Consider the following 21,333-nt stretch of genomic DNA (forward strand, 5'->3'; position numbering starts at 1 on the left):
CATGTTAAAGTCTAGATATGCCAGCAGTAATAGCGTTTACATGACTATTGCAAGTGTTTTTTTTAGTTTAATTTTCTTTTTTATATTTTTCGAAAGCATACAAGCTAGTCCTAAATCGGGTGGTGCCTATGAGACACCTGATCAATATCCATTGGGTGTGGCAACGGGCGTTAACAGCGTTGCCGGTGGTTCCATTACATTTAATGCCGATCAAGTTAAATCATTACAAGGCCAGTACTTTGCAAAAGATTTTAAATCTACCGGCTATGGTGAAGCTGTTATTCAGAATTATTCGGCTAAAAACTTAAGTGATTCTGATACTGATACCTTCGATAAAATGAACCCTTCAATGGTTTCTGATACCGTTTCAGGTGGTCTACTGCGCATGTACTCAAATGCGCAGAGTTTTCATTATTCAAAAACTAAAAATCTATCTTTTTTTATTGAACATCCACCAACAGATGCTGAACTGTTAAAATCATTAGGTTCTTGGGATACCGCTGGTGTCGCTCGTTTCCATGAAGTTGAGGACAAAACTGACACATTAGCTAATTTTCCCGCGATGAAAAAAAATAGTATCACTTCATTTGACGATATTTCTAAAAATCTTCGTAACGTTAGTGATTACTATGCCGATTTTACATCAACGACTGTTGCAAAAGATACGCATGAAGTCAGTGGTAAAAATGCTTTGTATAATGACGCAATCAATTCAGTAGCTATCAATACGGACCATACGATTACTAATTCGAACAATAATGGTGGTTCAGGCGTCATTCAAATTAACATTGATATGAATAAGAAAACAACAAAGCAAGGTGTCGTTGTTGTAGATATTAACGGTGATCTTAACCAGTTCCAAGCGGCTAAAGAGCTCTCCGTTAACTTATTGAATTTCACTTCGGGTACAACTAAAATGCCCTACATTATTCTAAATTATAAAAATTTCACTTCGTTCAACTTTACAAATGAAGCTTGGATGCGAGTTGCCGGCTATGCGCCTTTAAGCGGTGATGCAACATACATCACGGATGATTCTGACAGTCATATTTTTAAAGGTCAAAATACAACTGGTACGAATACTAAAGGTATCAATCTTTTAACTAAGGATACAACCGTAAAAGTTGGTTCTAAAACAATTAAAACACTGTTCAATACATCTTCTCATTTGCTCCATAATTTCAATACAGAAAATACAACATTATCGTTTGGTACCAATACAAGTCAGAACTTTGTAGGTTCTGTTTTAGCGCCAAATGCTGATATCGCCATTGATGCTACCCAGTCAGGAAGTGGTAGTCCGCTTACCGGTAACCTCATGTCAGGACAAGATATTACTGGTAATATGTCGGTTGACGATGAAGTTGCTAGCGATGCCGGGTTTAATACCGATGATTTTGATGTCGCTAATACCAAAGATGATCCGGCCGGTTTCTTGAAAGATAGTGATACGAATACCTCTAAACCGACGATTTTATCGGCAACGGTTTCTGGTAATAATGCCTTTATTCCGGGATCAACTAAGACATTGAACGCATCAATCAATAATACGTCGGCGACTGTTAAACAAGATAATGCCAATCTTGGTGCTGACGCTTCAACTATTCAAACGTCAGAAAAAACGTACACGACGACTTTAAATGTGAATCCAAATGACACTTCTTACTATTTATGGTATCGGTTAAATGACGGTAAGTGGCAAAAATATGCTAAAAATTATAAGGATTCTAGCTCACTTACAGAATCCAATCAAACATTTACGAGTGGTGAAAATACGATTGATTTTAATTCAGGAAATGCAATTACCGCTTTAGAAAATCAATATCAAGATAAGAAACATCAGTACGACCGTACAGCTTACTCAGACAAGAAAACTTATGCTATGGATTCCAATACATCAGCCGGTGGTAGTGATCAGATCGATGAAGGCTACCAATTAATCGGTTACCATCTCTACCATAAAAATAAAATTTCTTATCTGGTTACGGCTACAAATGATGATTCAATTAATAAAATTTTAGGATCATCAAACCCAACTATCTCGGATGCGGATTTAACCGAAAAAGATACAGATTATACACCTATTTCTTATATTTTAAACGTAACTGGGAATTTGTTAGTCACTTACCCTAAAAACTTTGATTTCGGTACCTATAAGTTAGGTGAAAACAAAAAAACATTATCCGCTTCCGGAACCCTGGCTATCGATAACCCATTCAAAGTCAATTGGGACTTAAGTGTTAATACCAATGATTCGTCGATTAATGACACCCTGAACCCACTCTTCAAAAAGGATCGTTTATCATGGTATAAACAAGTTCAGACGAGTAAAGACGGCGAAACACTTACCTTCGAACAAAAACCGGCAACTTCAAACAAAATTGATTTTAGTAATTCTAATAAAACAATCTTTGATTTACCATCGTCAAGTCTTGGCGATTCTTCAAATTCTGTTATTAACAAATCGCATTACTATGCACAACTAACATTAGATTTTGCCACTTCAGTTTTTGATACCGTGGGTACCTATAATTATGATTCACTTTGGGCCATTTCTCCAACCGCAGATAGTGGCATCGTTAATGATTAAATAAAAAATGAGCTAACAAGTTATGACATATAACCTGTTAGCTCATTTTATTTTAAATAATATTAACTATTTTTTACAGCGCTTTCGATATCCGTCTCGCCATCATGCATGGTAATTACTTTACCGATTGTGTTGTCATTTCCCACAACCGAAACTAAAACATCTGCTACGTTCTCAAGCGAATTATCACTTGCTTGCCCATCGTTTAACGTTACTTTTCCTGTTCCAGATTGTTCCGTTAATGCACCGGGTTGGAGAATTGTGTAAGCTAGTTCCGTATTTTTCATTAACCATTTATCAGCGTAAAATTTCGCCGTCATATAGTTTCTGATAGATGAAGATTCTACTTTTGCTCTATCTAAAGAGTAAACAGCGCTCAACATCACGAAGCGCTTAACGTGAGCTAATTCAGCTGCTTCCATTGTCTTAACTGCGCCATCTAAGTCAATCTTCATCAAATCCTTGCCACCCGAACCGGCAACAAATAAAACAACATCAACAGCTTGCATATTCTTAACCAACTTATCCACGCTGTCTAATAAATCAACGTAGACATAAGTAATATTGTCATGATCTAGGTTATCTGCGTGCCTTGAGCCAGCTAATACTTGATATCCTTTATCGGATAATTTACTCGTCACTTTTTGGCCAATTCGACCATTTGCGCCAACAACTAATACTCTTTTTTGTTCCATTATTTGGACACCCCTTTTATTATCTTTGCCTAAATTCTACCTCTTTATCAGGGTAAATGGTACGACTTACACTTATAAATTCATATAAAAAAACAACCATTTCACAATGGCTGTTCTACTTATTAATAATTAATTTAATTTAAATTCTGTTACTGTTTTGTATGTGTCACCCGCGCGTAAAACGATATCGCCAAATTCTGGAAATCGTTCAGAACCAGGTGCTGCTTGTGTTTCAAAAGTAATTGCTGCATGATTTGCAAGTTTTTTACCATGCATTATTGGCGTGTTGTCACCAAAGTTTGCCGTGAATATAACCAAGCTAGTTGCGTCTGTTGAAACTGAAACTGAAACTTCTTTATCTGCACTGACTAACTTAGCAGATTCCTTACCAACCATGGGATTATTCAGGAAGAAGGGATGATCAATTCCATTAACTTGATTCTTCTGCGCAAAATCACTGCTGAAAACTTCACGTAACGTCTTAGCTTGACGGAAATCATAAGGCGTTCCATCAACAGCCATTTTTTCACCAGTTGGGATTGAATTTGGTTGGAGAGGTGCAAAATAATCGCTATCCACTTGTAAGGAATTATCATCAATTGTTTCTGTTACATCCCCCATCACGTTAAAATACACGTGGTTTGTTGGATTGTACAAGGTGTCCTTATCCGTTTTGGCAGTTGTTTCAAGGTGCCAAATATTGTCATTGTTAAACGTATAAGTAACGTCAATTGACATGTTCCCTGGGAAACCATGTTCGCCTTCTGGGCTGTCTAAATGAAAAATAACTGATGATTCATTTTGTCCTTCGACAATTTTATAAGCCCATTTTTTTGTATCAAACCCGGGAGTGCCACCATGCAAAGTATTCGTGCCTTCATTAATTTGAACTTGGTAACTCTGATCATCAATGTTGAATTTACCATCTTTAATCCGTCCAGCAACACGACCTATTGAAGCACCAATAAAACTGTCTTTTTGTAAGTACTCGCTTGCTGAATCAAATCCAAGTACAATCTCACGTTTTCCAGTGCTAACTGGTACTTTTAAACTAACAATTCGTGCCCCTAAATCCGTAAGTGATAATTCAAACCCATTATCATTCGTAATCGTAATCAGACTATAGTCGTTTCCAAAATCTTTCGTTGTAATTTGCATGCCTATTCCCCTCCGGTAACTGTTTTTATTTATTCCTATTAATCTTAGTCTATTTTAATCATTTATTCAAGAAAGCGTTTACTTTTATTGTAAAAAAATAATTACTCATTCTAAATCGAGTAACCATTTTAACTATCTATTTAGATTTAACATACGTTTCACCATCAGCTGCCGGCGCATAGAATTTCCCGATAAACAGTGCCAGAACGACAATTGTGATTAAGTACGGTGCCATTTGAAACCATACATCATCAATTTTTGAAATAACTGGGATATAAGCGCCGATAATTGCTAAACTTTGAGAAATCCCAAAGAAGATAGCAGCTGCAACCACTTTTAGCGGGTGCCATTTACCAAATATCATCGCTGCCAGTGCCATAAATCCTTGGCCCGCAATCGTCGATACACTAAAGTTCAGTGAGATTGATTGTGACATAATGCCCCCACCAATTCCGCCTAAAAATCCTGAAATCAAAACGCCTGAATATCGCATCAAGTATACGTTAATACCCAACGTATCTGCAGCCTGAGGGTTTTCACCAACAGATCTCAGTCTGAGACCAAACTTTGTCTTAGTTAATACCCACCAACTAATGAATCCAATCAGAATACCAAGATAAGCCAGTAATGACGTTCTCGTGAAAAATATTTCCCCAATCACTGGGATTTTAGACAGGATAGGGAACGTAAACGTTGATAAACTCTGGTCAAGTACAGGCGTTTGCCCCTTACCATCGTAGAATATTTTCGTCAAAAAGACACAAAGTGCTGGAGCCAACATATTTAACACAGTTCCACTAACAATGTGGTCCGCACGAAAATTGACCGTTGCCAGTGCGTGTAAAACTGAAAAAAGAAGTCCAAATCCACCGGCAACCAACAAGCCAATCCAAGGTGTCACAGCACCTAAAGCTGATCCATAAGTTAGATTAAATACTGCGCCGGAAAAGGCACCAACAATCATAATCCCTTCTAATCCGACGTTGACGATCCCACCTCTTTCAGAAAAAGTACCACCAAGCGCCGTAAAAATTAACGGCGCTGAGTAGATTAAAGCTGTAGAAACCATCGTCATCAATATCGTTATGACTGACATTAGCCTTCCCCCTTCTTCTTCGATAATTTTTCTAGTCCTATTTTAATTACATAATTAATACCAACAAAGAAAATAATTGTCGCAATAACGATGTCGACAATTTCGGGTGGTGTCGTTGAAACAACCGAGATGCTTAATCCACCAATTTTTAATATTGAAAAAAGTAAACCAGAAAAAATAATTCCAATTGGATTTCCGCTAGCCAATAGCGAGACGGCCATTCCGTTGAACCCAATATCTGGTAAGGAAGTCATCACATAAATGTTTTCGTAATTACCAAGCCCCTCTACTGCACCACCAAGCCCTGCTAAAGCTCCAGAAACAACCATAGCACTTATAATTACCTTTTTTACGTTCATTCCAGCGTAATTAGCCGCTTTATCGTTCAATCCGACAGCACGATATTCATAGCCCACTTTAGTCCGTTGAATTAAAAAATACACCACAATTACCATTATTAACGAAATTATTATTCCGTAGTTAAAAGTTGAGTTCTGTGTAAGATGTTCTAAAAATGGTGTTCTCAAACGAGCTCCTTCCGGAATCGTTTTTGAAAAATCACTTTGGTCCTGCGCTAAGAAATTCTTAACCAGAAAACTACTTAGATACAACGCAATATAATTCAACATAATTGTGGTAATAACTTCACTTGTTCCAAGGTAAGCCTTTAAAACGCCGGCAATTCCGGCCCAGATCCCACCAGCAAGCGCACCAGCCATAATTGACCCCAATAACAATAACCAGTGAGGGAGACTACTAAAATTAAGCGCAAAACTAACAGACGCCATCCATCCCATTAACGCTTGACCGGCACCACCAATATTAAAAAAACCGGCGGTACTTGCAATTGAAAATCCAAGCGCAGTTAAGATTAACGGTGTTAATTCACGAAGCGTTTCGCCAATTGCATTAGCGTCGCCTAAGGCTCCGGTAAATAAACTCGCATAATTTAAAAATGGGTCATACCCAAAAATAGCCATGACAATTGCACCGACCACCAATCCAGCAAGGACGGAGGTCAATGGAACTAACACTTTAAATAGTTTTGAAGAATTTGGCATACTGTATTACCTCCTATCCTTTAGTGAGTTGGTATGGGTTGGCCAGCCATCATAAATCCTAGTTCTTGTTTTGTCACGTCCCCAGTTTTAACGATTCCCATAATTTTCCCCTGATGAATAACCGCGATACGGTCAGATAATCTTAACAATTCATCTAACTCAAAACTCACTAGCAAAATAGCTTTTTCATTTTCTCGTTGTTTTAAAATTTGTTTGTGGACATACTCAATTGCGCCTACATCCAACCCACGTGTGGGATTAGCCGCTATAAGTAAATCGGGATTTCGGCTTATCTCCCGAGCAATAATCACTTTTTGCTGATTACCTCCAGATAACGAACCAACTGGTTCCAAAATTGAATCAGCCCGAATATCAAAGTCTGACATCAATTTTTGACCATCACGATTTATTTTAGACTTATTTAACAACCCTCTAGACTGGTTCTTTGACAGATAATAATCCTGCAGAATCAGGTTATCTGAAACAGACATTGGTAAAATAAGGCCCACATTTTGACGATCTTCGGGAATATTGCTAACGCCGGATTGTGTCGTTTTACGTGGCTTAAATTTTGTGATATCTCTATCATTTAACATAATATTTCCACTAGAAACCTTACGTAAACCAGAAATTGCCTCCATTAATTCGGATTGTCCGTTGCCATCAACACCGGCAATACCTAAAATCTCGCCCGTTGCAATCTTAAAACTAACGTCACTAACTGAAGGCACTGCCTTACCGGCTTGGACAACAAGATGTTTAAGTTCCAAAACTGTTCTCGTTTGATTTGTCGGTACTTTTTCAGTGGCAAAGCTAATCTGCCGACCAACCATCATTTCGGCCATCATATCTGTTGATGTTTCGGACACTTTAACCGTCCCAATCACTTTACCGGCACGAACAACGATACAAGTATCCGCAATTTCTTTGATTTCGCTCAGTTTATGAGTAATTAAAAAAATGGCTTTACCTTCTGAAGCGAGACGCTTAATAATAACCAATAGGCTCTCAATTTCTTGCGGTGTCAGTGCTGCCGTTGGTTCATCAAATATCAGAATTTCTGCGTCTCGATACAAGGTTTTCATAATTTCAGTCCGCTGTTGCATACCAACTGAAATATCGGATACTTTTTTATCTAGATCTAGTTGTAAATGATACTTTTCGGCTAGATCGGTAATTGTTTTTCTTGTGCTTACACGATCAATCATGCCATATTTCGTTTTTTCATCACCTAAAATGATATTTTCAAGAACGGTAAAATCATCTATCAGCATAAAATGCTGATGCACCATGCCGATGCCCTGTTGTGTCGCCTGACGCGGACTGGCTAAGCTGACGACTTTATTCTTAATTAAGATTTCACCCGAAGATGGCTTCTTAAGGCCTGATAATAAGCTCATCAAGGTAGATTTACCCGCACCATTTTCACCTAGAAGGGCCACAATCTCACCTTTTTTTATGGTTAATGAAATATCATCATTCGCAACAAAGTTTCCAAAACGTTTGGTTATATGTTTCATTTCTACCATCGTCTCCGCCAAACTAATCCCACCCATCTTTCCGTTTACAAAACGAAATCTGCAAAGCACCCTTAATGGCAACTCTCCAGATTTCTTGTTAGATTATCTAAATTCTAGTTATTCTATTAGTTGGCTTTAGCACTAACTGAGATATCCCCGTTAATAATCTTTTCTTTATAAGCATTAACCTGTTTCTCAGCACTTTTTGACATATTATCGTTAACTAAAGATACCCCTTTGTCTTTAAGGTCATATTCAATTGTCTTTCCACCTGGGAAATTACCTTTAAGTGCTTTGTTTGATAAATCTTGAACGGCAATTCCAACTTCTTTAACAGCTGAAGCCAAAGTTACGTTACCACCATTGTATTTACCATCTGCTTTTTGGTCACGATCAACACCGATAACCCAGACTTTTTTACCGTCTTTAGCTAAACCCTTAGCCGAAGTGAAAACACCATTACCGGTTCCACCAGCAGCTTGGTAAATGACATCTTCTTGGTTGCTATACATTGCGTCTGCCAGTGACTTACCTAAATCGGCCTTAGAAAATGATCCGGCATATTTAACATCGACACTGATGTTTTTATTAACTGCCTTAACACCCTGTGTGAACCCAGCTTGGAATCCTTCAACAATATCGCTCTTAACACCACCAATGAATCCAACTTTATTTGTTTTAGTTGTTTCAGCTGCCGCAACGCCGGCCAAGAATGATGATTGTTCAGCCTTAAACATAACTGATGCCACATTTTTTTGATTTGGAATAACAGAATCAACAATTACAAAGTTAACGTCTGAATTTTGTTTAGATGCATCCGCAATATTCTTTTGAACTTGGTAGCCAATCCCTAAAACTGTTTTATATTTTGCTTTGATTAATTTATTAATGTTCGGTGTAAAGTCCGATGGTGATGTTGATTGCGCATAATCGTATCCACCAACACCTTTAGAGAATTTATTTTCTTTCCCCCATGCTTTCAAACCTTCCCACGCTGATTGATTAAATGATTTATCGTCAATACCACCGCCATCAGTTACCAATGCGACTGAATTCTTAGTTGTTTTACCCGCTGATGATTTTGCTTGAGAACCACAGCCTGCCAATGTTAAAACGAGTCCTAATGATAAAAGTGAGCCAAAGATAATTTTACGAGTTTTCATTTAAATACCCCTTTAAACTTTTTTTGTTGATTTCATCATATCACAATATATACGAATGTAAACATAAATATATTATTAATAGTTCGTCTTTTTAAGATTATGGTTATTAATTTTAGATTCATAAATACATATACGTTTAATAACCGAATTATACATTGATTTATCGTTTGACTATTAGTATACTTAAATTATTAATCACATAAGGGGGATTATCAATTGGATGTCTACTTTAATCATGACGGCGGCGTGGATGATCTAGTGTCATTGTTATTGCTACTACAAATGGAGGACGTTAATCTAATTGGCGTGGGTGTGATTGGTGCCGATTCTTATGTAGAACCCGCTGTGAGTGCAAGTCAAAAAATCATTTCTAGGTTTGGTCATAAACGGCATGAAGCACTGACCGTTAGCCAATCTGACAGTCGTGGGAAGAATCCTTTCCCCATTAAGTGGCGGATGGACGCTTTCTCTATTGATGCATTACCGATACTAAATGAATATTCAAATCAAATAAAAATATCCAATAATAACGCAGTTGATGATTTAATCAATAAATTATCGGCCGCTGATAATCCCGTTACCTTGTTATTTACAGGTCCGTTGACCGATCTAGCACGTGCCATTCAGAAAGTCCCAAGCATTACAGAACATATCGACCAGTTACTTTGGATGGGTGGTTCTTTTGGCGAGACAGGGAATGTTGATGAACCTAGTCATGATGGCTCGGCTGAATGGAATGTCTTTTGGGACCCTGAGGCATTTAAAACCGTTTTACACACAACATATCCTATTCGCTTGGTCGGTTTAGAGAGTACCATCCAAGTTCCTTTAACATCAGAAGTCAGAACAAACTGGGCGCTCAATCGCCGATATCCTGCAATAGATTTTATCGGACAAGGTTACGCACTTGTACCGCCCTTGGTCCACCTACCAAATAACTCAACCTACTATCTATGGGACGTTTTAACAACTTGCAGTTTAATTGATTCCAGTTTAGTTGATGTAACAACAATTAAAGCAGATGTTGTCACAACCGGTATAAGCCAGGGTAAAACGTTTATTACCTCTAATGGCCGCGATTTGTCACTTGTTAGTTCAGTTATAAATCCCGACATTTTCTTTAAAACTATTACTAATCTAGCCAAATTAGCCCCAAACAAACCAGAAATTAAAGGAGTTCAACCATGACAAAAAAACGTGTTTATCTTGCCGGACCTTTCTTCAGCCCGGGCCAAAAAGAACGCTTAGATTTAGTAGCTAACCTTCTCAGTAAAAATCCAACCATTGATGCTGACTCAATCCACTTACCGGGAAATGTTCAATATCCCGATGCAGAATTTGGTACATTTGAATGGCAAACAGCTACTTTTCAAAATGATATCCGCCAAATTGACCAAGCCGATATTGTGGTTGCAGTCATTGATTACCAACTCGAAGAAAACAATAACGAAGCTGATTCTGGTACCGTTTGGGAATGTGGCTATGCCGCAGCAAACCGTAAACCAGTTATTCTCGTTCGTCAAAACAAGGGTATTCCTTTAAACCTAATGTTGGCCGGAAGCTATACGGCAATGTTCGATGGCTTAGAAGATATGCAAAACCTAACAACCTACGACTTTAAAATTTTACAAAATAAATATGTGGATCTATCAATTTTTTAGCATAATTGACAAAAAACACCTCAAAAATTTTTTGAGGTGTTTTTATTTAACTTTTTTCTATAATGCTACTCTTTCCTACTCTTTGAACATGAATACTACTCTTCCCTACTCTTTAGCGTAAATTCGCAACATTTTTTGTTTCACGTGAAACAAAAAACCCCGAAGTCATATGACTTCGGGGTTCAAGTTTATCCAAATTAATTATTTTGGTCTAATCAGCTTGTACTTCTCACCTATATTAGCATACTCCGGTCCGGCAAGCCTCGCTACCGGATTAAGCTTTTTTGCATCAATATACATTTTATCCTGGTCCAAAATGTCATCCTCAATATGAAAATAGACCACTTCAAGAATAAACAAATCAGAAATAATCTCGCCATCATCCATGATAGGCACATGTTGGTTCAATACCACTTCAAAACGGGCCTTAACACCCGCAATGCCAGGTACAGAAACTAGGTTACTACTTACCGTTTCTAATCCAAGTTCGGAAACTTCGCTCTCGTCTGATCCAAAACTTGCCGCACTTTGATTAACCAGTTCCATTAATTCTCGAGTTGGCAATTGGACAACAGCTTGTTTCGTTTTAATTATATTAGCGGCAGTATGCTTCATGACGCCATCTTTACGACGATTAATTGAAATCGACATCAATGGCAATTTATCCGAAACAACGCTGAAAAAACTAAACGGAGCTAAATTAATTAGCCCCGCCTCGTTTGCACTAGTAACCCATGCTATTGGTCTTGGAATCAACGTTCCAGACATCAATTTATACTGATTTTTTGTTGATAATTCGTTACTATTAAATGAAATCATTTAGTCTTTATTCCTCAATTTTTAGTCTATTCGTTGCGACTAACCACTGTTCAGCATCTCTTAACTCTGATTCTGAAATTTGATGTGATTGTTCAGCTTCAAAACTTGTGAAATCAATATCAGCTTGTTGACAGAAATTCTTCAACTCACCAAAGTTAGATTTTGAGACAATTGGATCCAAAAATCCATGTGAGCCCCAAATTTTGATATCACTTAAATCAATATCTGTTTTAACATCAGACGATAATACCATCGGATGTAGTAACACGGCCGTTTTAAACTTAGCCTGACCAGTTAATAATGAATAATAAGCAACGTTAGCGCCATTCGAATAGCCTAACACAATTAATTGTGCCGGGTCAAACGCGTACTCCACCGCCAACTCATCAATTACCGTCATTAACCATCTTGTTTCCACGGCCAAACTGTCCAAATCAAATCCACCATCTGGTAGATGGGCGAAATAACGTGTCAAATCATTCTCGACCAATCGCCCACGAATACCAATTTTAGGACTATCTGGTGCTAAAAAATCCGCAATTGACAGCAAGTCAGACTCTGTACCACCTGTCCCATGTAACATCAGGACCGTAGCGTTGCCTGCCTTACCCGGTTTATAAGACGTGATCGCTTCTGTCATATTTACATCTTCTTATCTGAATTAAAATTAACCAAATGTGCTTCAATATCTGCACGTTGGTCTTCTAAAAATGGTGGTAATTCCAAATGAATACCTGCTTCTTCATACGTTTCATCTTGCAAGAATCCAGGACCATCTGTTGCGATTTCAAATAGCACACCTTCACCGGGACGGAAGTACTCTGATTTGAAGTAGAAACGATCTACGAAACCTGAATCACTAAGACCGGCACTTTGAATCCGTTCAATCCAGTATGCAAGTGATTCTTCGTCTTCCGTTCTAAAGGCAATATGATGAACGGTTCCATAAGCTTGAATTTCATTTGGTAAGACGCGACTCTCTTCAATAATAACTTGAGCGCCATGTCCACCCTCGTTCAATTCGTATAACATACGTTGGTCTTCAGTTGCAATTTTATCGAAACCCATCAATTCCGTTAACACAATATCCATGCGTTCTGGGTAATCCACTGTAATAATAGTTGTTCCTAATCCACTAATTGCGAACATTTTAGGGATTGGGCTATATAAATAAGGTGTTCCGGCTTCTACGCCATGGTTACGTTCGTCTGAAATTAATTGATATTGTTCATGATCAAAATCATAGAAATTCATTGTTCTGCTACCAAAGTTTGTTTGAATTTCATCATGTTCGATATCATTATCATGGAATCGTTCTGCCCAGAAATCTAAGGCATCATCGCTAGGAACTCGGAATCCGATTCTTGAAATACCATTTTTTCCTTTTGTACCTTGGAATAAACCGGGAAAATCAAAGAATGTAATATCCGTTCCTGCTGATCCCATATCATCTGTAAAGTATAAATGATACGTTCTAACGTCATCTTGGTTAACTGTTTTTTTAATTAAATGTAAACCTAAAATTTCCGTCATAAAACGGAACATTTTTGGTGAACTCGAAGTAATGGCTGTAATATGGTGTAATCCTAATAATTTTGTATTCATAAGTGATGCCCCCAATTTATTTGATGAATTTAAAATATCATACTTACTAAAAGTAAGCAAGTTATTTATCCTAATTTCATTATAATTGATGCGACGTTTTAATCATAACAAAAGCGCTTACAGTTCCGAATTAATTTTTATACCTTAAACGAATCTGCCAACTGTGTCACAAATATTTGAATTTGTTTGGGTAATTCATCTCTTGAAACAAGATAAAATTCGCGTTGATATTGTTTTGATAATGTTTTGACCGGAATCTCCGGGTAATCGGTTAATGCTGTCTGCGACACGATAGACTGCCCTATTCCTTGTCTAAGTAGCTGAACAATTAACGAATTACTTTTAACTGTCATGAAGTGATCCAAGGTTAGATTATTTGCCTTTAGATAATTGATTGAATAATGATAGACACCAGAACCCTGCTCTCTTAGTAACCACGGTTCCGTCGCATCCCCCGCCCAAACTAATTGATCCGTTGTTAACGATTGACGTTTTATCTTTTTTTCCGTTAGCGGTTGTTCAATAAATCCAAAATCTAATTTATGTTGTTTTAATTGTTCCATAATCTGTGATGAATTAAGCACACTGACTTCCAATTCCAAAGGTTTCATAGATTCCTTATTTTCGCGTAATAAATTGGGCAGTAAATATGCCGCGGTCGTATGTGAAGCTGCAATTTTACAAGAAATTTTCTGGTCGCTATTTTGATGTTTTAATGCAAACAAGTCTTGTTGCCATAAATCCAATAATTGCTGGGTTTGTTGATAAAGTAAGATTGCACTCTCAGTCGGTACAATCTGTTGTCGACCATTTCTTTCAAACAACATGACGCCTAACGTCTCTTCGAGTTGCTTAATTTGAACTGAAATCGTGGGTTGAGACAGGAATAACAGTTGCGCACTGATGGTAAAGTTTCTAGTTTCATATACTGATTTAAAAATTTCTAAGTTTTTAAACATACCAATCACTTCCATTCATTTTATTAATAGTTATTATTATAAAGATTTATTTTATTAATCAAAATAAATCCGCTATAGTTAAGATACTATTTAGGAGGATGAACAACTTGAAAAAAATAATTAACTTACTACCTGGCTTTATTGTATCGTTAATAATTGGCCTAGCCAGTTATTTTATCGCTAAACTCTGGTTACCAATGCTTGGTGGTGCAACGATTGCCTTATTTGTTGGTATTATTCTGGGTAACACGGTTTTAAAACAGCCAACGTTAACGGCCGGAACTAAATTTTCCGAAAAACGATTGCTAGAATACTCCGTTCTCTTACTCGGCGCAACCATCACCTTCCAAAGTATCAAAGAAATTGGTTTAAATGGTCTCTTATTCACCTTTTTACAAATGAGCATCACAATTATATTTGCCATTTGGTTAGGTAAGAAACTGGCCCTCGGAGAAGGTACCTATTTATTGATGGCCGGTGGTAACGCCGTCTGTGGATCTTCTGCTATTGGTGCAATTGCACCAGTTATCGATGCCGATAATGAAGAAACAGGTATCTCAATTACATTAGTTAATCTTATGGGAACCATTTTAATGTTAACTTTACCCATTATTGGAACGCTACTTTGGGGCGGAAACGACGTCTTTAGAGGTGTTTTAATTGGTGGAACTGTTCAATCTGTTGGTCAAGTAGTTGCCAGTGCAACTATGTTGAATCAACATGTTATTGTGACTGCCACATTATTCAAAATCCTCAGAATTATTTGTTTAGTTTTCGTTATTAGTATTTTCGGTTACCTACATCATAAAAATCAACCTACCCAACAAGCATCCCAAGTAACAACAAAAAAATCAACCTTAGTTCCTTGGTACGTCATTGGATTCTTAACACTCTGTGTCCTTAACAGTTTACACTTTTTACCCGCTCCAATTAGTGGGTTCGCACATTTCTTAAGTACTTGGTGTGAAATTATTGCTTTAGCCGCTATTGGCCTTCGTTTGAATTTACAATCACTATTCAGCCAAGGAAAACGTTTATTACTTTATGCCGGTGGTATTATGCTCGTTCAAGTTTTATTAGCAATTGGTTTAATTACGCTGTTATTTTAAAAAAATGACCCTATGATTTTGACATATTTTTATGCCAAGTCATGGGGTCATTTTTATTAACTTATAATTTAAAGATGCGCTCTTGCCGATCAAAACTCTGGTCAGCGAACCATCCCTCTAATAAGGTTAATTGTTGTCGTTCAAAGATAAGTTCATCGTGTTTAGCCAAGCATTTAATGACCTGTCCCGTCGTTTCACGAGTGGTCCCACTAACTAGGGCCAGCTCTTTAATTGTGACGCGATACGGGATAATAACGTGCTTTTGGGTGAAATCAGCACCCAACTGCTCCGCCAAAATATTAATGGCTTGTACAATTCGATTATGGGCGCTTGATGTTACCATTCTTTGAACTTGATTCTCTGTGGCACTTAAAATTGTCGACATCTCTGTGATTGCTCGTGTGGCCATCAGAATATTTTGCTTTAATATCCGTTCAACTAGAGCCATTGGGAAGTAAACGATTTGAATATCCGTCATTGCTCTAGCCAAGTATGGATAGTTTTTATCACTTAATAATCCGCGATACGGAAATCCTAAGTCATTTTTGATATATGAAAAGAAGCCAAAGTCACCATCGATATCAAATCGTTCAACCCGTATTACGCCTTCAATTAAAAAGTAAAACCGACTGCGTTGATCCGTTTCATCAAAAAGAACTTGGCCTTTTTGAAATGATTTGATACTCATATTGTTCATTAGTAAGTTCGCTTCTTCATCGGTTAACGTTTCGAAATCCGATAATTGTCTCAAATACTGCATATATTGGGGTACTACTTTACTTTTCTGTCCCATTTTGATCCCCTCCACTAACATCTAACTGACCCAAACTCTCTCCATCATCATTTTAACATGGATATCCATTGGCCACAATTAACCATCCTGTCTTATAGCCTATCCGCCCTAAGCGTACAAAAGGATTGTTAACCTTTCACAATAACCGTTCCAGCATCGTTGTCTAATAGCTGGCTAATGTTTTCTAGAGATGTAACAATTGCGCGACCGTTTTGACTAGCTTCAACGAATTCAATTGCAGCTTCAATCTTAGGTAACATGCTTCCCTTAGCAAATTGATCTTCTTTAATATATGCTTTCAATTGAGAAACAGTGACTTCTTCTAATTTTTCTTGGTTAGGTTTATTGAAGTTAACGTATACGTTATCAACGCTTGTTAAAATAATAAGTAAGTCAGCATTTACTAATTCAGCTAATTTTTCTGAAGCAAAATCTTTATCAATAACTGCTTCTACACCGTGTAATTTACCATTTTCTTCAACAACAGGAACGCCACCACCACCAACAGAAATTGAAATCACGTCATTTTCTGTTAAACGATCAATTATTTTATATTCTTTGATACCTGTTGGACGTGGTGAAGGAACGACACGACGCCAGCCACGACCGGCATCTTCGACAAAGGTCATCTCTTCATGAGCAGCCATTTCTGCCTTAGCTGCTTCTTCTGTAAAGAAAGGTCCAACTGGTTTTGTTGGGTTACTAAAGGCATCATCATTTTGATCAACAATAACTTGTGTCACAATAGTTGCGACTTCTTTATCAATCCCTTTTTCAGCCAACGCATTATCTAATGCGTTTTGCATCCAGTAACCGATACTTCCTTGTGTCATTGCAACACAAGTATCTAATGGTAAAGCTGGATTCTTTTCAGAAACAGCAGCCGCCTGTTGTAATAATAAATTACCAACTTGTGGACCATTACCATGTGAAATAATTAATTTATCGCCTTTTTCAACGAATTTAACTAAATATTCAGCAGTTTCACGTAACGCTTGTTGTTGTGCCTCAGCACTAGCATCCTTTGATAAGATAGCATTTCCACCTAAAGCAATAACAATTTTTCTTGACATAATAATCGACTCCTCTTTTTTTATTTTTTAAACAACCATTCTTCCTGACGCAATTAACCAAATACCGACACAAGCGCCAATAACAATAACGATCGTCATACCAATTTCACCTTTTGATAAGAACTTCTCGCCTTGTGCCTGTCTTGCTTTTCCGTAGAAGAAGATCCCTGGAATATAAGCAATTAAGCAAAGTAATAAGTAACTAACACCGGCCATGATAATACCGGAAATTTGGAATAACAAGGCAATTAAGCCAAATGTTAATTGTGCTTTGTTCCCTTTTTCATCAATGTGTTGAATTGAATATTTAACTTGATACATTGCTACTAAGATATAACAAACAATAATTGCAGCCGTACATAATGAATAAGCAAAGTTATAGGCTTTATCCGTAAATAAAAGTGTGAAAAGGAATAATTGGACTAATCCAGCCGTTAAAACTAAGGCAAAAGTTGGTGCCTTTTTATCATTAACTTTACCGAAGTAAGCAGGTAATAACTTGCTTCTTGTCATAAGTAACATCGTTTCTGCTGGAAGCATTGTCCATGATAACCACGATCCTAAAATTGAAATAATTAACCCAATTCCAATAAGATAGCCACCAAATGGTCCAATCATTTCAACAGCGATATAAAGCATTGCTGGTTGATGAATTGAAGCTAATTGTGCTTGCGTTAAAATACCGTAAGGTAACATTGAAGCCAATACGTAAATAGTCAATAAACTGATTAGTCCGATAATTGTTGCTTTACCGGCATCAGATTTCTTTTCTGCACGAGAAGATAACATTGAAGCCCCTTCAATACCAACAAAGACCCACATCATCACCATCATACATTTTTTAATTTGTAAGGCGACATCGCCTGCGGCAAAGTTATGGCTCATTGTGCCCCAGAAATTAGCTGAAAAAACATCGATCTTGAATAAGAATATAGCAACAACAATAAAGACAAAAATTGGAATTAATTTGCAGACTGTAACAATTGCATTGATTGCAGCAGCGCCTTCAATCCCACGGTTAACGAAGAAAGTTAACGCCCAACAAAGGATACTTGCAATTAATATTGAAGGGAGATTTTGACCTGATTTAAAGATGGGGAAGAAGTAACCAACCGCACTCATTAGGATCGTAGCGAATGCCACGTTTCCTAACCAAGCAGACAACCAGTAACCCCAACCACTAATGAACCCAGCAAATGGGCCAAATCCCTTCTCTGCGTATGTGAAGATTCCTTCTAATTCCGGTTCTTTGTTTAACAGGTTATTTAATGAGAGTGATAACATTAAAATACCAACTCCAACAATGACCCAACCAATTAACGCAGGACCTGGTGCAGATGCATTGGCCAAATCAGACGTTAATCCGAAGACCCCACCACCAATAGAAGAACTGATAACTAGCGCAACTAGCGCCATCAAACTAATTTTTTTTACTGTATTTTTTTCTTCCATAATTCAACTGCCTACTTTCTTTATTAAAAATAAAAGGGAAACTAATCTAAAGTCTTGCTCCAGATTAGTCCCCCTAATGACAGCCTATTTTTCGCAGAGACACTTCCCTGTTAAGTTTCTTTCACCATTAAAAACAAACTATCTTGATGTTATTAAACGCGTGGAATGAATAAGTTTCCTGCAGTTGCAGCCATAATTGCTTTAATTGAATGCATTCTGTTTTCTGCTTCTTCAAATTGACGTGCATATTTACTACGGAATGCTTCGTCAGTAATTTCCATTTCTCTAACACCATATTTTTCAAACATTTCTTTACCATATTCAGTTTCAATACCATGGAATGCTGGTAAACAATGCATAATGATCATATTTTCATTACCAGTCTTTTTAACCATGTCCATGTTTAATTGATATGGTTTTAATGTGTTGATACGTTCTTCGAACTTATCTTCTTCACCCATTGATACCCAAACGTCTGTATAAAGAACGTCTGAATCTTTAACACCTTTATCAACGTCTGAAGTAATCATGTTTTTGCTACCTGATTTTGCAGCAAATTCTGCAGCAAATTTTTGAACTTCTTCAGTTGGTTGTAATGAATCAGGTGCAACGATATGAATATTAACACCTAACATTGAACCAGTTACCAAAAGGCTGTTAGCCATGTTGTTACGGCCATCACCAACGTATGTTAATGTAATGCCTTTTAATTTACCGAAGTTTTCTTTAACTGTCATGAAATCAGCAATCATTTGTGTTGGATGCCATTCATCAGTTAAACCATTCCATACGGGAACGCCTGAGAATTTAGCTAATCCTTCAACAACATCTTGGCTGAATCCACGGAATTCAATACCATCGAACATACTACCTAAAACTCTAGCTGTATCTTCAACTGATTCTTTTTTGCCTAATTGAATATCATTTTTTCCAAGAAATTCAGGATGTGCACCTAAATCAACTGATGCTGTTGTAAAAGCAGCACGTGTTCTTGTTGAATTTTTTTCAAAAAGCAACGCAATGTTTTTACCTTGAAGATATTTATGTGGAATTCCACGTTTTTTCAAATCTTTTAAATGAATTGAGAAATCAATTAGATATTCTAATTCTTCTGGAGTAAAATCTTTTTCTGCTAAAAGACTACGACCTTGAAATACTGTGTTTGACATGTTATTTTCCACCTTTTTTATTTTTTATTTTTTTAAATCTTCACGAACAATAGGCATACTCATACAACGTGGACCACCACGACCTCGTGATAATTCAGCTGAAATAACTTCAATAACTTTAATACCATAACTTCTTAAGACTTCATTTGACACGTAGTTACGGTTGTAAGTTACAACAGTGTTTGGTGCAATTGCTAGTGTGTTTGAACCATCATTCCATTGTTCACGTGGTGCAACTACTGCATCGCCGTTACCAACTGGGATTAAGATAAGTTCAGGCACTTTTAAGACTTCACGTAAGACGTTTTGAAGATCTGTACGATGTGAAATATTAATGTGGTTGTCTTTACCGGGTTCTAAGATAAATGTATCAACGTTTCCGCCGTTATCTTGAATTCCTGGATGAATTGTAAATTTATCGTAATCAATCATTGTAAAGACAGTATCTAAATGCATCATTGCGCGATTGTTAGGAATTTTAATTGCTAAAATCTTATCAAAACCACTGTGTTTTGCGAATAGAACTTGTGCCAATTCTTCGATTGAACGAGCTGAAGTACGTTGTGAAATACCAATAGCAAGAACGTGGTCGTTTAAAATTAATTCATCTCCACCTTCCATACGGTCGAGATGGTTACGACTACGCCATACGTTTACGCCTTTGTTGGCGAAACGTGGATGGAATTCCATAATGTATTCCATGAATAATGATTCACGGCGACGCGCAGCGAATGTCATGCGGTTAATTGTTAATCCATCACCCATTGAAGCTGCTGGATCACGTGTGAAGTAAAGGTTAGGCATTGGATCCATAAAGAATGGGTAGTCTTCCGAAGAGCTGAGATCAACTAGAGCATTTGATTTGTAATCGATTTCATTTGTTCGTACGCCGGCCATAATTTTATCGACCATGTCTTGTGTTTCCATTGAGAGCAAATATTCTTTCAATGCTGCATGGAGTGTACTTGAAACTAAACCTGATTCATCTAACATTTTTTCTAAGAATTCTTCTTTTACATTTCCTGCATCTAAGGCTTCAGCAGCCAAAGTTTCAAGATAAATTGTTTCAACGCCATTGTCTTGCAATGTTTTTGCGAAGAAATCATGTTCTCTTTGGATTTCAGGTAGGTATGGAATATCGTCAAATAAAAGACGACCCATGATATCTGGTGTTAAGTTTTCAACTTCTTTACCGGGTCTCTTTAACAAAACTGTTTTAAGAGTTCCGATTTCTGATGTTACATGTACTGGACTTGTCATAATGATTACCTCCCATATATTTATTACATGCACAGCATAACAGGTCCAATTGGTCTAGTTTAGGAAACGCTTACACTCATAATGTGAAGTTTCTTTCATTATGAGAATTTATACGGGTGATTATTTCATCAATGCCATTGTATGCGCCTT

At 37.2% G+C, this 21,333-nt stretch carries 19 protein-coding genes; 4 read left to right on the top strand and 15 right to left on the bottom strand.

Annotated features, from left to right (window positions below; all coding sequences use genetic code 11):
* Position 1: 1 nt before the first annotated feature.
* Positions 2–2,590, top strand: coding sequence for a hypothetical protein (locus N0K80_RS03100; RefSeq protein ID WP_269023746.1), 2,589 nt, complete (start codon positions 2–4; stop codon positions 2,588–2,590).
* Between the two features lie 62 nt (positions 2,591–2,652).
* Here N0K80_RS03100 and N0K80_RS03105 read toward each other — a convergent pair whose 3' ends face one another.
* The 6 genes from N0K80_RS03105 to N0K80_RS03130 form a co-directional block, all read right to left on the bottom strand.
* Positions 2,653–3,285, bottom strand: coding sequence for an SDR family oxidoreductase (locus N0K80_RS03105; RefSeq protein ID WP_269023747.1), 633 nt, complete (start codon positions 3,283–3,285; stop codon positions 2,653–2,655).
* 129 nt (positions 3,286–3,414) lie between these two features.
* Positions 3,415–4,443 (bottom strand): galactose-1-epimerase, encoded by a 1,029-nt coding sequence (locus N0K80_RS03110; protein WP_269023748.1) that lies wholly within the window; start codon positions 4,441–4,443, stop codon positions 3,415–3,417.
* 136 nt (positions 4,444–4,579) lie between these two features.
* Entirely contained in the window at positions 4,580–5,539 is a 960-nt protein-coding gene (locus N0K80_RS03115) for an ABC transporter permease (RefSeq protein WP_269023749.1), read from the bottom strand.
* Positions 5,539–6,600 (bottom strand): ABC transporter permease, encoded by a 1,062-nt coding sequence (locus N0K80_RS03120; protein WP_057974102.1) that lies wholly within the window; start codon positions 6,598–6,600, stop codon positions 5,539–5,541. Before N0K80_RS03120 ends, N0K80_RS03115 begins: the two co-directional genes overlap by 1 nt.
* A 20-nt stretch (positions 6,601–6,620) precedes the next feature.
* Positions 6,621–8,156, bottom strand: a complete 1,536-nt coding sequence (locus N0K80_RS03125) for an ABC transporter ATP-binding protein (RefSeq protein ID WP_269023750.1) — start codon at positions 8,154–8,156, stop codon at positions 6,621–6,623.
* An 89-nt stretch (positions 8,157–8,245) separates the two neighbouring features.
* Entirely contained in the window at positions 8,246–9,283 is a 1,038-nt protein-coding gene (locus tag N0K80_RS03130; RefSeq protein ID WP_112249570.1) for a BMP family lipoprotein, read from the bottom strand.
* A gap of 216 nt (positions 9,284–9,499) precedes the next feature.
* Here N0K80_RS03130 and N0K80_RS03135 point away from each other — a divergent pair, with 216 nt between their 5' ends.
* Positions 9,500–10,471 (top strand): nucleoside hydrolase, encoded by a 972-nt coding sequence (locus N0K80_RS03135; RefSeq protein WP_269023751.1) that lies wholly within the window; start codon positions 9,500–9,502, stop codon positions 10,469–10,471.
* Entirely contained in the window at positions 10,468–10,944 is a 477-nt protein-coding gene (locus tag N0K80_RS03140) for a nucleoside 2-deoxyribosyltransferase (protein WP_146302220.1), read from the top strand. The genes N0K80_RS03135 and N0K80_RS03140 overlap by 4 nt, the downstream gene beginning before the upstream one ends.
* Positions 10,945–11,145: 201 nt before the next feature.
* On the opposite strand, the gene N0K80_RS03145 is transcribed toward N0K80_RS03140, so the two are convergent.
* From N0K80_RS03145 to N0K80_RS03160, 4 genes are all read right to left on the bottom strand, one after another.
* Complete coding sequence (locus N0K80_RS03145; RefSeq protein WP_269023752.1) at positions 11,146–11,763, bottom strand: flavin reductase family protein; 618 nt, start codon at positions 11,761–11,763, stop codon at positions 11,146–11,148.
* Between the two features lie 7 nt (positions 11,764–11,770).
* The gene (locus N0K80_RS03150) at positions 11,771–12,403 is read right to left on the bottom strand and encodes an alpha/beta hydrolase (RefSeq protein ID WP_112249564.1); all 633 of its coding nucleotides are present in this window, start codon (positions 12,401–12,403) and stop codon (positions 11,771–11,773) included.
* Positions 12,404–12,405: 2 nt separating this feature from the next.
* Positions 12,406–13,368 carry a ring-cleaving dioxygenase gene (locus N0K80_RS03155; RefSeq protein WP_269023753.1) on the bottom strand — a complete coding sequence of 321 codons (963 nt, stop codon included), beginning with the start codon at positions 13,366–13,368 and terminating at the stop codon, positions 12,406–12,408.
* A 137-nt stretch (positions 13,369–13,505) separates the two neighbouring features.
* Entirely contained in the window at positions 13,506–14,327 is an 822-nt protein-coding gene (locus N0K80_RS03160) for a LysR family transcriptional regulator (RefSeq protein ID WP_269023754.1), read from the bottom strand.
* 98 nt (positions 14,328–14,425) lie between these two features.
* On the opposite strand from N0K80_RS03160, the gene N0K80_RS03165 reads away from it, so the two are divergent.
* Positions 14,426–15,436 (top strand): YeiH family protein, encoded by a 1,011-nt coding sequence (locus N0K80_RS03165; protein ID WP_269023755.1) that lies wholly within the window; start codon positions 14,426–14,428, stop codon positions 15,434–15,436.
* A 61-nt stretch (positions 15,437–15,497) separates the two neighbouring features.
* On the opposite strand, the gene N0K80_RS03170 is transcribed toward N0K80_RS03165, so the two are convergent.
* The 5 genes from N0K80_RS03170 to arcA all read right to left on the bottom strand — a co-directional run bounded on the left by N0K80_RS03170 (position 15,498) and on the right by arcA (position 21,183).
* Entirely contained in the window at positions 15,498–16,229 is a 732-nt protein-coding gene (locus N0K80_RS03170; RefSeq protein WP_269023756.1) for a Crp/Fnr family transcriptional regulator, read from the bottom strand.
* Positions 16,230–16,357: 128 nt separating this feature from the next.
* A complete protein-coding gene (gene arcC, locus N0K80_RS03175; protein WP_269023935.1) occupies positions 16,358–17,305 on the bottom strand; it encodes a carbamate kinase in 948 nt (315 codons plus the stop codon).
* A 24-nt stretch (positions 17,306–17,329) separates the two neighbouring features.
* On the bottom strand, positions 17,330–18,754 hold the full coding sequence (arcD, locus tag N0K80_RS03180) for an arginine-ornithine antiporter (protein WP_112249553.1): 1,425 nt from the start codon (positions 18,752–18,754) through the stop codon (positions 17,330–17,332).
* 152 nt (positions 18,755–18,906) lie between these two features.
* Positions 18,907–19,923, bottom strand: a complete 1,017-nt coding sequence (argF, locus tag N0K80_RS03185; protein ID WP_112249551.1) for an ornithine carbamoyltransferase — start codon at positions 19,921–19,923, stop codon at positions 18,907–18,909.
* Between the two features lie 24 nt (positions 19,924–19,947).
* Positions 19,948–21,183 carry an arginine deiminase gene (gene arcA, locus N0K80_RS03190; protein ID WP_112249549.1) on the bottom strand — a complete coding sequence of 412 codons (1,236 nt, stop codon included), beginning with the start codon at positions 21,181–21,183 and terminating at the stop codon, positions 19,948–19,950.
* Positions 21,184–21,333: the final 150 nt, after the last annotated feature.

The organism is Dellaglioa carnosa, from assembly GCF_026948345.1.
Lineage (GTDB): Bacteria > Bacillota > Bacilli > Lactobacillales > Lactobacillaceae > Dellaglioa > Dellaglioa algida.

Bases quoted from the DNA above. Each gene is read 5' to 3' on its own strand.
- N0K80_RS03160 (WP_269023754.1), bottom strand. From the start codon at position 14,327: ATGTTTAAAAACTTAGAAATTTTTAAATCAGTATATGAAACTAGAAAC.
- N0K80_RS03115 (WP_269023749.1), bottom strand. From the start codon at position 5,539: ATGTCAGTCATAACGATATTGATGACGATGGTTTCTACAGCTTTAATC.
- N0K80_RS03100 (WP_269023746.1), top strand. From the start codon at position 2: ATGTTAAAGTCTAGATATGCCAGCAGTAATAGCGTTTACATGACTATT.
- N0K80_RS03130 (WP_112249570.1), bottom strand. From the start codon at position 9,283: ATGAAAACTCGTAAAATTATCTTTGGCTCACTTTTATCATTAGGACTC.
- N0K80_RS03110 (WP_269023748.1), bottom strand. From the start codon at position 4,443: ATGCAAATTACAACGAAAGATTTTGGAAACGACTATAGTCTGATTACG.
- argF (WP_112249551.1), bottom strand. From the start codon at position 19,923: ATGTCAAACACAGTATTTCAAGGTCGTAGTCTTTTAGCAGAAAAAGAT.
- N0K80_RS03150 (WP_112249564.1), bottom strand. From the start codon at position 12,403: ATGACAGAAGCGATCACGTCTTATAAACCGGGTAAGGCAGGCAACGCT.
- N0K80_RS03105 (WP_269023747.1), bottom strand. From the start codon at position 3,285: ATGGAACAAAAAAGAGTATTAGTTGTTGGCGCAAATGGTCGAATTGGC.
- N0K80_RS03170 (WP_269023756.1), bottom strand. From the start codon at position 16,229: ATGGGACAGAAAAGTAAAGTAGTACCCCAATATATGCAGTATTTGAGA.
- N0K80_RS03120 (WP_057974102.1), bottom strand. From the start codon at position 6,600: ATGCCAAATTCTTCAAAACTATTTAAAGTGTTAGTTCCATTGACCTCC.
- N0K80_RS03165 (WP_269023755.1), top strand. From the start codon at position 14,426: ATGAACAACTTGAAAAAAATAATTAACTTACTACCTGGCTTTATTGTA.
- N0K80_RS03145 (WP_269023752.1), bottom strand. From the start codon at position 11,763: ATGATTTCATTTAATAGTAACGAATTATCAACAAAAAATCAGTATAAA.
- N0K80_RS03140 (WP_146302220.1), top strand. From the start codon at position 10,468: ATGACAAAAAAACGTGTTTATCTTGCCGGACCTTTCTTCAGCCCGGGC.
- arcA (WP_112249549.1), bottom strand. From the start codon at position 21,183: ATGACAAGTCCAGTACATGTAACATCAGAAATCGGAACTCTTAAAACA.
- N0K80_RS03125 (WP_269023750.1), bottom strand. From the start codon at position 8,156: ATGGGTGGGATTAGTTTGGCGGAGACGATGGTAGAAATGAAACATATA.
- N0K80_RS03155 (WP_269023753.1), bottom strand. From the start codon at position 13,368: ATGAATACAAAATTATTAGGATTACACCATATTACAGCCATTACTTCG.
- arcD (WP_112249553.1), bottom strand. From the start codon at position 18,754: ATGGAAGAAAAAAATACAGTAAAAAAAATTAGTTTGATGGCGCTAGTT.